The organism is Streptomyces sp. NPDC048291 (genome assembly GCF_043201715.1).
Classification (GTDB): Bacteria; Actinomycetota; Actinomycetes; order Streptomycetales; family Streptomycetaceae; genus Streptomyces.
This window is the reverse complement of sequence record NZ_JBICZC010000022.1, coordinates 59,767-74,917: the sequence shown is the minus strand read 5'-3', so window position 1 is coordinate 74,917 and position 15,151 is coordinate 59,767. Positions and strand designations below refer to the sequence as shown.

Genomic DNA, 15,151 nt, shown 5'->3' with positions numbered 1-15,151 from the left:
AGTGGACATGTTGAAGACCTATGCGGTGATGATCACCCCGCAGGACTATCCCCCGGCCTTCATCGGTCCGTTCATCGCCGAGACCAACGCTGAGCGCTACGCAGAGCGGATCGGGTCGTTCGAGAGCGGACGCATGAAGAGCAAGGTCGACGCCTTCGTCGTAGCCGCTCACCCGCGCGGCGAATACCTGGACCCGCGGCTGCCCACCGACCCCTGGACCCTGGGCAGACTCATCGCCGAGGAGGAGGACCGGGATGTCTTCCCCTGCCTGTACGCCCGCCTGTACGCACAGTTGGGAGGCGACATGGGCGTCACGCAAGAGGTCTGGTTGCGGGCTACCGGGTGGGAAGGAAACGAGGGCTCCGGCCGCGAGGATCTCCTTGCCTCGGCCGAGGACTGGCGCACCCAGCGCCTGGGAGCCACTCGCGCCCTCAAGAGCATCGCGGTCGAGCTCTGGAACGGCGGCATGGAGAACGTCCAAGACATCCGACGCGTGACCGGTCTTTCGCGAACCACCGTCTACGAAGTCCTCCGCGCCGCCGACATTGATCCCGCCGCGCGCGATTCCGAGCAGTGAGGGCCTAGCCGTTACAACCACCGACATGTCATGGTGGCCTCAGGGACAAACTCTAGCCCCCTATCTCGCTCCGCCTCTTTGGTGGTCGCGGCCGGACGCCGGCGTCGAGGATTCCCCTGTGTGGGTGATGTCCTCGCCACGGACTCCCAGGGCCTGCTGCAGTCGTCGTTGGTGTGGGAGTTGCAGTTCGTGGTGGGCTGCCAGCCGGGCCGCGTCGTGGGCGGGGTCGGTGGGCATCGTGCGCGCCGAGTCCTTCGCCCTGAAGCCGGGCGAGGTCAGAGTGTTCAGCAAGGCGTGCGCGCGGTGGGCGGTGTCGACGGCGATCAGATGCAGCGCGGTGATGTCGATGCCGGGGAGAGCGACGGGCTCGGGTTCGCGCGCTGTGGAGGGCGGCACAAGGCGTGACGGCACGGGCGCCTGGTAGTGCGCCCATTGGTCGTAGGCGACCGCAGCCAGGTCGACGGGAGGCTGGGCCGGTGTAGGCCAGTAGTGGGGCTGGAGGCTTCGGTGGCCGGGGTCGTGGAGGCCGGCGAAGAAGTCCATCGCGCTCCGGCCGCGCAGCACGAGAAGCGCGAGCGGCTGGACGTCCAGGATGCGCGCGACCTGGACCAGGGCGGTGGCGGCGTGCTTGCACAGGGCGGTCTTGCTGGTGGGGCACGAGCAGGAGGCCGCGCACGCGTCGAGGGTCGGAAGGAGCCGGATTCCGTTGTGGTCGCCGGCGGCGGCCAGTTCGACGAGGACGTCGTCGGCGGGCATGGCGGACCAGCGGTCGGCCAGGTGTCGGGTGATGAGGGTCAGGTCCCTCCACTGCGAGGTGTCCAGCGTGGGGATGCGGATCGTGGGGTTGGGCTGGGGGAGGTAGGCGGGGACGGTGCCGTTGGAGCGGGGTTTCTCGTTGATCCAGCAGCGCACGGTGCCGGGTTCGAGCACGAGCTGGGTGACCGGGGCGGTGCGCGCGTAGCCACGGGCGCGGAAGAGTTGGTCGGCTCCGGCCTGCCCGCGGGACGTGAGCGCGGCCAGCCAGGCGCGGCCGGCCGGGCGTTCGGCCATGTCGTCGCCCGCCAGGGGTGCCGCGGGGGTGTACCGCACCAGGTAGGGGCCCTTGTCGGGCAGGGGCATCACAGGCTCCGCAGGGCGACGAGTTCGGCGAGTTGCTGGTCGGACAGTTCCGTCAGGGCTTCGCTGGTGGCGTCCAGCACGGAGTCGGCGAGGTCCTTCTTGGCGGTGAGGAGTTCGGCGATGCGTTCCTCGAGGGTGCCTTCGCTGATCATGCGGTGGACCTGGACGGGGTGGGTGGTGCCGATCCGGTAGGCGCGGTCGGCGGCCTGGCCCATGACGGCAGGGTTCCACCACTGGTCGAGGAAGATCACGTGACTGGCGCGGGTGAGGGTCAGGCCGGTTCCGGCTGCTCGCAGGGAGAGCAGGAAGACGGGGTAGTCGCCTTGCTGGAAGGCGTCGACGAGCCGGTGGCGCTGGGCGACGGGGGTCTTGCCGTGCAGCAGGCGGTGTTCCACGGTCCGCTGGGTCAGGCGGGTGGCGACGAGGTCGGCCATACGCACGTACTGGGAGAAGACCAGGACGGACTGCTGCTCGGCAAGGATGACGTCGAGAAGGTCGTCGAGAAGGTCGAGCTTGCCGGAACGGCCGGTCAGCTGCTGGGGGTTGGCTTCCTTGCGGTACAGGGCCGGGTGGTTGCAGATCTGGCGGAGCGAGGTGAGGAGTTTCAGGACGAGGCCGCGCCGGGCGATGCCCTCGGTGGAGCGGATCTGGTGCATCGTCTCGCGGACCACCGCCTCGTACAGGACGGCCTGTTCCTCGGTCAGCGGGGTGTACTCGTCGGTTTCCGTCTTGGGCGGCAGCTCGGGGGCGATGCCGGGGTCGGTCTTGCGGCGGCGCAGGACGAACGGCTTGATGAGGGCGGCGAGCTGGGCGGTGGCGGCCGGGTCGCGGCGGGTCTCGATCGGTGTGGCGAAGCGGGTCCGGAACGTGGGCAGGGTGCCCAGGAGACCGGGGACCGCGAAGTCGAGGATGGCCCACAGTTCGGACAGGTTGTTCTCGACGGGTGTGCCGGTGAGCGCGACCCGGGCGCGGGAGGGGATCGTGCGCAGCGCGCGGGCGGTCGCGGACGTGGCGTTCTTGATGTGCTGGGCTTCGTCGAGGGTGATCAGCGACCAGGGCACGCCGGCGAGGTGGTCGGCACTGAGCCGGGCGGTGCCGTAGGTGGTCAGGACGATCGTGTCGTCGGCGAGGTCGTCCAGGGAGCGGCCGCGTCCATGGAAGCGGCGTACGCGGGTTCCCGGGGCGAAGCGGCGGATCTCGCGTTCCCAGGTGCCGAGCAGACTGGCGGGGCAGGTCACGAGCGTCGGCCCGCGGGAGTCGGCTTCGTCCTGGCGGGCGAGGTGGAGGGCGATCAGGGTGATGGTCTTGCCCAGACCCATGTCGTCGGCGAGGCAGCAGCCCAGGCCGAGCGAGGTGAGCCGGCGCATCCAGGTCAGGGCCTGGTGCTGGTAGTGCCGCAGGGTGCCGGCCAGCCGCCCGGGGACCGGGAGGCCGACGGCTTCGGTGGTGAGCATGGAGTGCAGCTGTGCGAGCCATCCGGTGAGCTCCACCGTCATCGTCTCGCCGTGGACCTCGGCGGTGCCGGTCAGGGCCGCGGCGACGGCGTCGATGCCGGACACCTCCGCGATGCGCCGCCGGCGTGCCTTGCGCAGCAGGTCCGCGTCGACCAGGACCCAGCGGTCTCGCAGCCGCACGAAGGGGCGTTTTGCCTCGGCGAGCCGGTCCATCTCGGCGTCCGTGAGGTCCACGCCGTCGGCGAGGGCGGCCCGCCAGGAGAAACTGAGCAGGGCGTCCGGCCCGAGCCGCCCCGAGGGGAGACCGGCCTGGTGGGGAGCGAGTACCGCCCGGACGTTCAGGGAGCGGACCAGGTCGCGGGGCCAGTGCACCTCACAGCCTGCCTCGGCCAGGAGGGGCACCGCGTCGCCCAGGAGGTCCTCGACGTCCTCCACGTCGAGGTCCAGGGCGTCGGGCACCGTCGTCTCGTCGAGCAGCCGCACCAGGGGCGGCCAGGCGCGGGCGGCGCTGCGCAGCGCGACCATCATCCCCATCTGCCGGGCGGCGTCCGAGGATCCCGGCACCGGGGGTTCGCGCCACAGGTGGGCCGCCTCGACCACATCGTGCGGGGGAGCGGTGTCGTGGACCATCACGACGGCCCGCACCCCGCTCGTCCCGGCCTCGCTGATGTCCAGGCGCAGAGAGATCCGCACGCTGACCGGCGGCCCGCTCGCGGCGCCGCGGCGCGCACCTGGCACCAGGTGGGGGATGTGCTGGGGCGGCCGGGCGGTGAACGCCTTCGTGCCGGCGAGAGCCGGGGCGGCGGGGGTCCGCGGCAGGGTGTCGGCGACAGCGTCGAGGAACTCCGCCAGCAGGAACTTCGGCGCCGGGAGGTACATCAGGTTGACGTTGCTCGGCAGGGCGTGGGCGTGCGGGGGCATCGCGGCGGCGAGCTGGTCGAAGTGCTCGCGTTCCTCGCCGGGCTGCGGAGCGGTGCGCCAGGCGTCGAATCCCATGGAGGTCACCGTCGGCTTCAGACGGCCCTGCGCGAGCAGTTGGAGGGCGAACAGGGCAGCGGCGCCCCAGTACCGGCAGGCCGCATCGCCCTCCCCTTCGATGTGGCTGCGGGCGAGTACGGGCAGCGCCGCTTCCACCGGCATCCACCAGTACGGCACCCGGGCGGTGCGGACACCGGCGCCCTGCAGACGGATGACAGAGGTCTGCCGCTCCCCGAGGAACGCGCTGCCGGGCGCTGTCACCTTGTCCGCCGGTCCCATCACGGCCGTGGGGCGCCAGAACACCAGCCGTCCCTCCCGAGGCGGGTCCGCGGGATCAAAGGCGGCTGGGTAGTCGATCAGACGAACCACGGAAGAATCCAACACCCCTTCACCGACGTGCCCTTCCCCACAGGAGCACACGGCGTCAGTCTGTCGGCCAGTGCCTTCCCGTCGCGCCGCCTACGGCAGATACACCCCGATCGAGCGACGCGGAGCGTATATGCACGCGGCGTTTCACGTACGGCAATCACTTCGGTCACGCAGGCCCCCGGGACAGCTTCTGATGCTGTCGGAGAGACAACCGATGTGCTGCCGCTCACGGGCAGTGCAAGGCCGGATGGGGGCGCGGCCGATGAACGGGCCCGTCAAGGTCGCAGCGCAGCGCGGGCAGCGGCGGCGGACGACCGGCACCTTCACCTTGACCATGCGGCGCAGACTAGCGACGGCAACGCCCACCCTTACTGACCGTCGGCCCTTCGTCCCCGGAGTTCGTCATGCTCCGGGGAGTGCGAGGCAGTCCCGCTGCACGTGTGGCGTCTCTCGACCGGATGACGAGCCTGGCCGGACGGGACTTCTTTCTCCCGCAGACTGACACGTCGCCCCTCTGAGCCACCGGGAGCCACCCCGGGCGGGTACCGCACGCTGTGCTGGCTGGCACTGTCACCTGCTTGACCACACCGTATCGCCGGTACCGGATGACGCGGCGCCTAGCCGACGGCGCGTCGGCGCTCAACGTCCGTGTTGCGCAGCGGGTGGTGGCACTGAGCAGCGCGCCGTGGTGGCTGGCTGCCACCGCGTTCGACTGCCTCGCCCTCGGCCTGCAGTCGGCCTCGACCGCCGCCGCTGGCAGTGCAAGAGCCGCAGCTCCCGCTCGTCGACCGTAGCGTCCGCCGCCGGCGGCGATGGTGCCCGCGCGATCGCGCCGCACCCCGCGATCAGGGTGAGGACGGCGCCGGGAGGCATGCCCGCTCAGGGACGTGTGCTCACGAACCGGACACCGGGACCCCAGCGCTCCTGCACCGGGTCCATGCACCACTGGCACAGCGAACTGCCTCCACTGCCGTACCGGTGCGTCCTGCGCTGGCAGCCGGCGCAGAGACCGACCCGGTCACCAGGGCAGATCAGCGCGGACGGATCGGGCTCCGAGATCGGGGGCACGGGCGTAGCAGTCATCGCAGGTCCTTCCGGGCGGCACATTTCGGCCACACCACTCACAGGATATCGGCCCCAATGGCACGACCGTTCGAGCCGCACCCGCCGACCAGCACTCGCCTGGTGGGGTCAGCGTCCAGTTCCGCTGGTCGTGGTACTCGCAGTCGTCGGTCTGGCAGTCGTGACAGTGGTGGACCTCGTTGAGGTCCTCGGGGCTCGGACGCGGTGAAGCGTCTTCGGCCTATGCCCTCCCGAGTCGCCTCCGGTCCCGGTCAGGTGTCGAGGTCGTCGTCCATGCCCGTGCTCAGCCGTCGAGGCGGAAGTCCCCGCGGCCGTGCCGGCTCCCCAGCGTCTCCAGATCCGCGATCGTGTGCTCGCGGGCCGCCGCCCGGACGTCGACGAAGTCGCGGGGCGCCGCGCGGTCGGCCAGCGCCCGGACTTTGGTGCCGATCACGTCGTCGAGGCCCAGGACGGGGCCATACGGTGTGAGGGCGGGCCGGGCCCACAGGTTCTCCTTGAGGACGTCGACCTCGCACTGCTCCCCGTCGGCGCTGGCCGCCATCAGGCGGGCGGCCAGGGGGTCCACGCTGATGATGGCGACGTGCCAGCCGCGCTCAGTTCGTCGGAACAACCAACTTGGACGTGGCAGTGCGAGTAAGCCCTAGCCTACTTCCGTGAGGAACACCAAAGCTTTCAAGGATGCGGTCGCGCAAACGCTGGCCGAACTCGCCCGCCTTGGGGTGACGATGCGGCCCGGGACCGTCGAGGACACCATCGAGGCCAACATGAGCAGGGTCGCCACCCAGCTGGGCATCCAACAACGGTCCGCATGGCGGTACTTCGACGCGGCAGAGCTGGCCAAGTCCCTCGCCCGGCAGCAGAAGGATTTCGAGGCATCCAGCGAGAGCGCCGGCGTGGGCGTGGCCCCCATGCCGCCGGTCAACAATCCAGAATTGGCCCTGGTGCTGGGTGGCGTCCCCGACTCGCTCGTGCAGACCGGCGGGGACCTCTACGCAGTGATCATCAACGTTGCCGTGAACGCGTGGATGGCCGGCCACATCCACGGTGAGGACGGTTGCGAGGGGTGCGAGGGCAGCCGTGGACCGTCCGGCCACGACTGGGACGACCGGATGAAGCAGATCACTGCCTTGTCCCCGGACATCACCAAGTGGTTCGACCGGGACCGGTGGACTGCCGCTCTGCACGACAGCGGTTTCAGCATCGAGCGTCGCTGATCCGAGGAGCTGTCCCGATTCCCGGAGGCGGCCGCCGGTCGGCGGCCGCCTCCGGCACGTCTGGTAACAGCTGTTATCATCAGGGTATGGCGAAGACACAGCTGGGCGCACGCGTCGATCGCGAGGTCAAAGCGTTGGCTGAAGCCCGTGCCGCTGACCGCGGCCTGAGCCTCGGCGACTACATCGCTGCCCTCGTACGGGAGGACACCGAAGGGCTGAAGCAGCGAGGCCTGGACGCCGCTCGACGGTTCCTCGACGAGCACCAGTCGGTGTTCGACGACGTCGATGAGCAGGTCCATCACGCAACGGGAGCGCACGCCGCGTAATGGACCTGCTCATCGACGTCCCCTGGATCTTGCAGGTCGCTGAGCTGGCCGGCGCCGGAGATCCCGCACCCGACGACTACGGCGTCCCGGTGGCGGCCGTCGTCTGCCACCGAGCCGAACTGCTGGAGACACCCGTCTACGACGGTCCCTATGCCCGGGCCGCCGCCCTGGTGCACATCCTCGGCCGCTGCCGCTGGCTGGAACGATCCAACATGGCCGTGGCCGCCGCGACCGGCGTGATGTACCTGGAAGCCTCCGGTATCCCGGTCAAGCCCGGCCGCGAAGACGCTGTTGCCCTGCGCGACCTGCTGCGTGATCCCACATGCACCGCCAAGAGGATCGCCGCCCTGTTGCGTGCCTGGCCGCAGGCCACCTGAACCACACCTCAGGAGCACTCAAGAGTTCGACGCGCGTGCGGGAGATCTCTCCGACGGCACGGTCGTGAGTGGGCGCCGTGCCGGTCACCTCAACGCTCGCAACGAGCAGACTCCCGGACGGTGAGACGAAGCCGTTGACGAACTGGGCGAGAACTTCCGCGCGATGGTCCCGGGCGGGAAGAACGACGGCCTGATCGCCCGGGCTGCTTCTGGAACGGACACGCGACGCACTGCTCGCGTCGCCGTACCGAGGGCGCTTTCGGTGAACTTACCCACACCGTCTTTGAGCGGGCGCTGGCTGCTCAAGGTGACGATCCGGTCGGCACCGCCCGATCGCTGGCCATGAGGATCGGCGCAGCACAAGGTCTCCCGTCGGACGATCACCCGGTCAGCTTCCGGGCTGCGACGACCCGAACAACCACGCGCCCAGGCCGTCCGCCGTCTGACCGCCGCCGTTGCCGTGGCCGCCGCCGCTGCCCTGGCGCCACACCGGCACCTGCGACTTCGGCTTCGCCGCGCCCTGGGGCGCCGGCTTCGGTCGTAGCGCTGGGCATCGCCATTCCTTCCGCTGGGGAGACCGAGTCTCCCACTTCAACCGCGCCCTCACCCGATCCAGGGCCCAGCGGCCCCACACTCCTCCTGCAGGAACGAGGGCGCCGGCCCGCAAAGGAGACGGTCCCGGCGGCCACCCGGAGGGGGTCGGCAGCACGTCTGTCCGTCGCATCGCTGCCGTGCAGCGGCGTCCGCACGCTGCTGAACGGCCTCACGGTGCCGCCGCTCCGCGCCCGGATCCTCCTCTGCGCCGGCCCGGGCACAGGAGCGGCAGGGGCGCCCGGACAGCCGCCGCCTGGGGTCCTGTTCATGGACGGGGAGCGCTTCGCAGGCCCCCCGCCCGCGCCCGGACGACTCCTGGCGGACGTCGTGATCGACACGGCCCCCGTGGACCCGCGCCCTCCCAGGCGGAGCCTCCGGGCCGCGGGTGGTCATGAGATCGCCCGCCCGGTGGCGTCCCCGAGGCCGAGGGCCTCGTAGGCGGCGCGGGCGTAGTCAAGCGGGGTGGCGGCCGGGCCGTGCACGGCGGCCATCGCGGCCAGCAGCCGGGTGTAGCGCGGGTCCGCAGCGATGGTGTCGGCATCCTTCAGCAGCTCGAACTTGCGGGGGTTGCCGAGGTTGTCGGTGTGGATGCGCACGGTGCGTCCGACGAGCTTGCCGTCCAGGTGGAGGTCGTGCTCGACGACGCACGCAGCCTTCCCGTCGGGCCCGATGGAGTCCACGCGCAGCTGTCGGTCCCGGCCGGCCATGTAGCGGTCGAGGTCGCGGTACAGCTGCCGCTCCGTGACCGTGCGGCCTGTGCCCTGCGGACTTTTCCCCGGCATCTTCACTCCCTGGGCTCAGCTCTCGGCGTCGCCGGGCGGATCGCGTACGCCGTTCTGAAGACCCCACGGCCCTGGGCGACCCGCACATCCTATGGGCGGGGGCCGTGTCCGGTGATGACGGGACGACGGCGGCGGTCCGGCTGCGCCAGACGTTCGCCGCCCGCGCCGCGCTCGCCGCCGGCGACGCTCTGCCCGCTGCGACGGCCCCGGAAAACGAGTTGACCGCCGTGCAGCGTGCCGCGCTCGCGGCGGATCTGCCCATCGGAGCCCTGGCCTCCCGACCGGGTCCTGGCCTGCCTTCTCGGCGAGCACACCCCGTCCCCGGTCCTCTCGGGACGGTCGTGCGCGCTGTCTACGGACACGAGGGTGAGCGGGCCGCCGAGGAGTTCGTGCGGCGGCCGGGCTGTCGGAGCTCGCGCTCGCCGGGAGGGTGCCGGCGCCCGTGAAGCACAGGTCAGCTGGTCGGGCGGCAGTGATGCAGGCCGACCGTCACGGCTACAGCACACCGTGCTTTCTCGCCCAGCGTTCCATGGCACCGGAATTGCGATCGGTAAACCTGCCACGCCGAAGCTGGCCGGTGCGGCTGATGACCATGTTCTCCGGATACCCGAAGGCCTGGAGGAGTTCGTCGGCGAGGACGGCGGTCGCTTCCAGCAGGCCTCGGCCGCGGTCCGCGATCTCGTCGAGGAGAACGGTGGCGTCGGCGTGGGCGTACTGGCAGGCCAGTGCCCAGGCCTGGAAGCGTTGTCCGGAGGGGTCCAGGGGGTCGACCCGGAACGGGAGCGTCGTCCGGGCGTGCCTGGAGGGCTTCGTGTGCGCAGGGTGGTCGGCCATGTCGCCTACGAGGACGGCCTTGACGAGTGCGGTGCCGGAGGCCGCGGCGCGGTCGCGCGCGTGGTCGGCGAGGAAGGGCAGCGCACACAGCAACTGGTAGACGACTTCGCCGGGCTCGGCGACCTGGAGATCCACGAAGTCACCGGCGAGTGATTCGTGCGTGTGGAGGGCCAGGCCGATGGCACCGCTGCCGTCCCGGTGGAGTTCTGCACGTGCTGCCCGGTCTCCGGTCCCTTCGGTCGCGATCAGTCGCCGGGGCCCGACCGACGGCCGTCCGAACATGGTGTGTCCTTGGCCGAGGTAGAGCTCGGTGGTTTCGATCTCGCGGCTGTACTGGGTGAAGCGGTCGGAGTCGATGACCATGTCGCCGGGGACCTCGGGTGCCAGGGCGACGACGAGGTGCGGTGTGGTGCGCTCGGCCAGGGCGTCGACGAGGTCTTCCTCGACGCTGACCAGACGCTGGTCGCGTTCGGCGGTGGCCGCGAACCGGGCGCGGTAGGCGGTCGCCACGTCCGTCTCGGTGAGCCACTCGGTGTCGCTGCCGGCGCGCCGGGGATAGCGCAGCGTGCCCTGGGAGGCTCTGGCCGGCATGGTCACGGCGTGCGGGCCGTAAGGGCTGCGGGGGACGGCCAGCAGCAGGAAGCCGGTGCCCGGAGCCTGGGGGTTGGGAACGGGGATGGCCTCGTAAGGAACCTGCGGTGCGGTGTTGCTCGCGATGGCCTGCCGGATGCGTCGCAGGTGCTGGTCGTCCAGGTCGATGTCGAACACCTTGCTGGGAACGCCCCTGTTGTCCGCCATGCCCAGGATGATCAGGCCGCCCGTGTGGTTGGCGAAGGCGGCCAGGTCCTTGGCCAGTTCGCCGGTGCCCTTGTCGTCGGTGCTGTAGTGCGTGCGCTTGTAGTCGAGGTCCTCGTGTTCTGCGGCCGAGGGGTTGTCGACGAGGTCGGCGATGCTGCTGTGGTCCAGCATGTCGAGCCGCCGGCCCAGCAGATCCTCGATCCTGCGCAGTCGGGTGACCATGGGCCGACCCTACTGCCGCCGTCAGCGACGGGGCTGGCGAAGCGATCGGCCCGTCGACGGCGGCGTTGCCCAGCGGCGCTCCCTGTGGCCGGCGCCCTACGCTCCGCCTCGCCCCTCGTCAACAGCGCCGTCACCCGGCGGAGTTACCGCCCGACAGGCTTCCCATGCGGTTGACGTACGGTCTGTGCATCCCCCGTGGTACGGGGGCAGGGGAGAACAGCACAGCATGGTCACGGGCGAGGAAGAGTGGCAGGCGCGGGCGAAGTGCCGTACCGCCGACCCCGACGAGCTCTTCGTCGAGGGGGCAGCCCAGAACCGGGCGAAGGCCGTCTGCAACGGCTGCCCGGCGCGCACCGAATGCCTGGCCTACGCCCTGGACAACCGTATCGAGCACGGCATCTGGGGAGGAATGTTCTTCGCGCTCGATGCGTCTCATGAGACATGCGGGGTGAGGAACGATGGACACTTGAGCAGGGCGCTAGCGTCGTTGGGGGGGGGCCGCGAGGCCGGATGGGCGTGACGGAGGCTGAGACGTCCCGGTTCAGCTGCTGCCGAAGCGCTTCGTTGTCGTGGTAAAGGGCGGCGATGGCGGTGACTGCGGCCTTCAGCTTGTTCTCCAGGAGCGTGCACTCCTGGGTCTTCTTGGTGAGGCGTCGTTTGAGTTCCGTGATCGCCGCGTCGCGTTGTGCTTCACCCGCAGTCTTCTTTCCGTGGGTGGCGACGTAGGCGTCCCACTCGGCCAGGACGACGTGCGCGCGGTTCATCGTCGCGCGGCTGACCTGGGCTTCTTTGTAGAGGTTCTCTTTGGTGAGACGGCCGTCTGTGCGCTGGGGGCGTCCTTCGAAGAGACGGGTCATGGCTGCCCGTAATGCTGCGGCGGTCTGGGGGCTGACCTCGTCTCGGAGGGTGCCTGCTGTGTCAGTCACTGGGCTTCCTCCGCCATCGCGAGGACGTTGCGGGCGATGTCGAGCTCGCGCTCGGCGAGGTCTCGGCGGACAACCGGGATCACCGGATTGTTGATGATCTCCAGTTGTTTGCGCTGGTGGGAGTCATAGATCGGGAGGTGCTCGGGGCCGATCATGCTGTTGGCGCATCGGTCGGGCCGGCATCGCCAGTCGAGTGGGCCGACGTGGCCGTCGGGGATGATCGCGTTTTCGAGGCAGACGGCTCCGACGGGGTTGGTGTGGTCGGCGGTGCAGTTGTTGAGCATGCCGAAGCGGATGTGGATTCGGGTGGTTCGCAGGAGACTGTCGGTGGTGCGGGCGTCGCCGTTGCGGGCTCTGACCGTCGCTGTGATCTGGTCGAATGCGTCCTTGACCCGCTCGGCGCCTGGGCCGAATCCGATCTCCTCGCCTGCGGTGTGCTGCTGGTAGAGGTCTTTGATCTTGCGGAACTTGACGTTGTCGAGGGCGTCTTCGAGGTATTTGGCCCAGTTGTCGTCGGAGGCCGCGTAGCTGCGGGTGCTGGCGTTGGCCAGGGCCCGGGCCGCCATGTGCTTGAGCTGGATGCCCGTGGCGATCTCGGAGCCGGGGAACTGGTCCGTGAGCATCGCCATGGTGTGGCGGAACATATGAGGGCGGATGTAGGTGGTGGGGATCTCGTCGAGGCCCGACCAGGACCGGCCCGCGTTCACGCACTGCACGAACGAGGCGAGCATGTCGACGCTGTCTGGGCTGCCGTCGTCCTGCCGGGTGGAGTGAACGGAGGCGAAGACGCGTTCGGGGTGGAGGGATACCTCTTCTGCGACCGCGACGGCCTCGACGATGGGGTCGGCGATCCACCAGTGCTTTCCTGGCCGGTTGGAGGTTCCTTTGATCTTCGTGGAGGAGACCGCTGGAGCGTTGTAGTGCTCGACGACGGATCCTCGCAAGATCTCGTGGATTACTGGTGAAGAGGCGGTATTCCGAACCTGCAGTATTCCCCACCTGAAGTGGCTTCTGGGCCTGATGGGCCGACAGGACGAACGTGCTCGACGGCCGTGCCCCTCCGCCTGTGCAGCGTCGAACGTGTTTGGAGTCGGCGGATCGAGTCCTCGGCACCTTCCCGGTAGACCGCAGCAGCAACGACCGTGGTGTCGCGGGCTGGGAAACGGCGCCGCAGGGCTCTCACCTGGGAGCTAGCGCCGTTCGCCCTCGAAACTGACCACACCCGACGGGGACAGGGGCGCGTACTGGCTCGTGGAAAGTGCGCCGGCGCAAATATCTCACCTCGCTCGCGCTTCAGCTGTCCTGGGCCCAGCCGGGTGACAAGTCCTGGTGAACGGTGCGTCTGGTGGAAGAGGTACATATGCCAGATGAAATTCCGTCCGGCAGTTTGCTGGACCAGTTCCGAGAAATGTCCCGGGCCTGCGCGGCTGCGGCCCGAACGCCGTGGGGCGGGTTGTGCGTGACGGCCTGCCCGCCGGGCCTTGTCCTTACGCCGCGCCCTCTGAAGGGCCCAGTCCTTCTTGCAGGCGCTGTCCTTATCGTGCGCTCGGCGATGTACGGGCGGTCAGGAGCACGGTTATGCGAAGACGCTCGCATGGTGCCCGTAGGCGGGCATCTGCCGGCGGCAGGGCAGGGCGCCGGATCGTCGCGCTGATCCCGGCGCACAACGAGGCCGGCCGTATCGGCGCGGCCATCGCGGCTCTGCGGGCGCAGAGCCGGGAGCCGGAACTCATTGTCGTGGTGGCCGACAACTGCACCGACGCCACCGGGGAGAACGCCCGGCGTGCCGGGGCGACGGTGGTGGAGTCCGCGGGCAACCGCCACAAGAAGGCCGGGGCGCTCAATGGGGCTCTGGAGCAGGTTCTGCACGGGCTGGCGGGCGAGGACCTCGTCCTGGTCCAGGACGCCGACACCACCTTGGTCCCCTCGTTCGTGGGCAGTGCTGTCGAGGCGATGGGCTCGGATGTGGGGGCGGTCGGCGGGATCTTCTACGGCGAGCCGGGCGGCGGACTGCTGGGTGTGCTGCAGCGGATCGAGTTCCAGCGCTACGCGAGGGAGATCGCCCGGCGCGGCTACCGGGCCGATGTGCTCACCGGGACCGCGACCGTGTTCAGGGTCTCCACCCTGCGGCAGGTCCGGCAGGCACGCCTGGACGGCATCATCGGCGGCGGAACGTCGTACTACTCCCTTGCCTCGCTTACCGAGGACGACGAGATCACCAAGGCCGTGCGCACCCTCGGCTACCGCACTGTCTCGCCCGCCGGCTGCCGGGTGGTCACCGAGGTGATGGCCAGCGTGCCCAAGCTGTGGCACCAGCGGATGCGCTGGCAGCGCGGGGCTCTGGAGAACCTGCGGGACTACGGCTGGACCAGAGTCACTGCCCCGTACTTCGTGCGCCAGGCGCTCATGGGCCTGTCCGTACTGGCCCTGGCGCTGTATCTCGTTTTCACCGCCTGGATGCTGGCCCGTGGCCGCCCGGAGTTCTCGCCGTTCTGGGTCGCCGTCGGTCTGGTCTTCATCGTGGAGAAGGTCGTCACCGCCCACGGCACGGGTCTGAAGTCCCAGCTGCTCGCGGGCACCCTCGCCGTCGAGCTGGTCTACGACCTGTTCCAGCACGCGGTGTACGTCCGCTCCCTGTGGGATATGGCCCGGCGGCGCGAGGAGCGCTGGTGCGCGACCTGAGGAGATCTGCGCTGCCCACGCCGCCGTCCCGGATAGCCGCCCGAGCGGTGGCAGCGGGGAGGCGGGGACCACAGGCGGGGAGAGGAGGCGGAAGATCCGTGTACACGGGCGTGCCACTGGCCGCTGTCCTGGGAGCCGGCGGAGCGTCCACGCTCGCCTGTCGGCGCCGCTCGGGCTTCGACACCCTCGCCACCGTGGTGGCCGCCACGACCCTGCTCATGGCCGGGGTGTCCGTGTGCAAGCTGCTGCCCCGGCGCCACACCGAGGCAGTCCATGCCGACCGGCCGCTGCACATGGCGCCGGGCAGGCCCGCTCTGCGGCCGTCGGGGGAACGGAGGGTGATGGGCGCCTGGGCGGAGGTTCCCTGACTCCCGTGCCGCTGGGACGGTACCGCGCCGAACGCCACAACGGTGACCTCCCGCGCGTTGCCGTGTCCTTCGAGCTCCGCGCGCCGGACCCAGCCCGAGCTCGCGGTCGTATCAGCCCGGGGCCCGTCTTCACCGTAACACCGGCCGGCGCCCCACATCACACCAGGAGGAAGAACGATGACAACCAGCGCAGTGGCCGCCACCGCGGCCTACCCGGACGGGACGATCGTCACGGCGGCGGGCAACGGGGAGGCCGGGTTTGTCTCCGACGGCGGCCCGGCTGCCGGCACCAAACTGCACAGCCCTCTGGACGTGGCGGTGGACGGGGCGGGCAACCTCTACATCGCCGACATGGACAATCACCGCGTGCGCAAGGTGACGCCGAACGGGATCATCACCACCGTCGCCGGCACCGGCCAGGCCGGGTTCGTCTCCGACGGCGGCCCCG

At 70.0% G+C, this 15,151-nt stretch carries 12 protein-coding genes and 2 pseudogenes; 8 read left to right on the top strand and 6 right to left on the bottom strand.

What is annotated here, in order from left to right; translation table 11 throughout:
* Positions 1-7: 7 nt before the first annotated feature.
* Positions 8-577 carry a hypothetical protein gene (locus tag ACGF5O_RS44905; RefSeq protein WP_362646959.1) on the top strand — a complete coding sequence of 190 codons (570 nt, stop codon included), beginning with the start codon at positions 8-10 and terminating at the stop codon, positions 575-577.
* Between the two features lie 60 nt (positions 578-637).
* On the opposite strand, the gene ACGF5O_RS44900 is transcribed toward ACGF5O_RS44905, so the two are convergent.
* The 3 genes from ACGF5O_RS44900 to ACGF5O_RS44890 all read right to left on the bottom strand — a co-directional run bounded on the left by ACGF5O_RS44900 (position 638) and on the right by ACGF5O_RS44890 (position 6,190).
* Positions 638-1,696, bottom strand: coding sequence for a hypothetical protein (locus ACGF5O_RS44900; protein WP_362646956.1), 1,059 nt, complete (start codon positions 1,694-1,696; stop codon positions 638-640).
* A complete protein-coding gene (locus ACGF5O_RS44895) occupies positions 1,696-4,431 on the bottom strand; it encodes a DEAD/DEAH box helicase (protein WP_362646953.1) in 2,736 nt (911 codons plus the stop codon). Before ACGF5O_RS44895 ends, ACGF5O_RS44900 begins: the two co-directional genes overlap by 1 nt.
* A 1,432-nt stretch (positions 4,432-5,863) precedes the next feature.
* Entirely contained in the window at positions 5,864-6,190 is a 327-nt protein-coding gene (locus ACGF5O_RS44890; RefSeq protein ID WP_393815717.1) for a nucleotidyl transferase AbiEii/AbiGii toxin family protein, read from the bottom strand.
* Positions 6,191-6,233: 43 nt separating this feature from the next.
* Between ACGF5O_RS44890 and ACGF5O_RS44885 the strand changes: the two genes are divergently transcribed.
* The 3 genes from ACGF5O_RS44885 to ACGF5O_RS44875 all read left to right on the top strand — a co-directional run bounded on the left by ACGF5O_RS44885 (position 6,234) and on the right by ACGF5O_RS44875 (position 7,497).
* A complete protein-coding gene (locus ACGF5O_RS44885) occupies positions 6,234-6,794 on the top strand; it encodes a hypothetical protein (RefSeq protein WP_362646947.1) in 561 nt (186 codons plus the stop codon).
* Between the two features lie 86 nt (positions 6,795-6,880).
* Complete coding sequence (locus ACGF5O_RS44880; protein ID WP_362646944.1) at positions 6,881-7,120, top strand: hypothetical protein; 240 nt, start codon at positions 6,881-6,883, stop codon at positions 7,118-7,120.
* Entirely contained in the window at positions 7,120-7,497 is a 378-nt protein-coding gene (locus ACGF5O_RS44875; RefSeq protein ID WP_362646941.1) for a fic family toxin-antitoxin system, toxin component, read from the top strand. The genes ACGF5O_RS44880 and ACGF5O_RS44875 overlap by 1 nt, the downstream gene beginning before the upstream one ends.
* Positions 7,498-8,480: 983 nt before the next feature.
* Here ACGF5O_RS44875 and ACGF5O_RS44870 read toward each other — a convergent pair.
* Both ACGF5O_RS44870 and ACGF5O_RS44865 read right to left on the bottom strand, forming a co-directional pair.
* The gene (locus ACGF5O_RS44870; protein WP_393815716.1) at positions 8,481-8,873 is read right to left on the bottom strand and encodes a DUF6354 family protein; all 393 of its coding nucleotides are present in this window, start codon (positions 8,871-8,873) and stop codon (positions 8,481-8,483) included.
* A gap of 495 nt (positions 8,874-9,368) precedes the next feature.
* The gene (locus tag ACGF5O_RS44865) at positions 9,369-10,727 is read right to left on the bottom strand and encodes a helix-turn-helix domain-containing protein (protein WP_393815715.1); all 1,359 of its coding nucleotides are present in this window, start codon (positions 10,725-10,727) and stop codon (positions 9,369-9,371) included.
* A 226-nt stretch (positions 10,728-10,953) separates the two neighbouring features.
* Here ACGF5O_RS44865 and ACGF5O_RS44860 point away from each other — a divergent pair.
* Positions 10,954-11,139 (top strand): annotated as a pseudogene (locus ACGF5O_RS44860) (WhiB family transcriptional regulator); the annotation flags it as partial.
* A 510-nt stretch (positions 11,140-11,649) separates the two neighbouring features.
* Here the strand turns inward: ACGF5O_RS44860 and ACGF5O_RS44855 are convergent.
* On the bottom strand, positions 11,650-12,597 hold the full coding sequence (locus ACGF5O_RS44855; RefSeq protein ID WP_362658086.1) for a hypothetical protein: 948 nt from the start codon (positions 12,595-12,597) through the stop codon (positions 11,650-11,652).
* A 634-nt stretch (positions 12,598-13,231) separates the two neighbouring features.
* On the opposite strand from ACGF5O_RS44855, the gene ACGF5O_RS44850 reads away from it, so the two are divergent.
* The 3 genes and pseudogenes from ACGF5O_RS44850 to ACGF5O_RS44840 form a co-directional block, all read left to right on the top strand.
* Positions 13,232-14,335, top strand: a complete 1,104-nt coding sequence (locus tag ACGF5O_RS44850; protein ID WP_362658083.1) for a glycosyltransferase family 2 protein — start codon at positions 13,232-13,234, stop codon at positions 14,333-14,335.
* 98 nt (positions 14,336-14,433) lie between these two features.
* Positions 14,434-14,703 carry a hypothetical protein gene (locus tag ACGF5O_RS44845; protein WP_362658080.1) on the top strand — a complete coding sequence of 90 codons (270 nt, stop codon included), beginning with the start codon at positions 14,434-14,436 and terminating at the stop codon, positions 14,701-14,703.
* Between the two features lie 177 nt (positions 14,704-14,880).
* Positions 14,881-15,151, top strand: a pseudogene (locus ACGF5O_RS44840) (Teneurin-2); the annotation flags it as partial.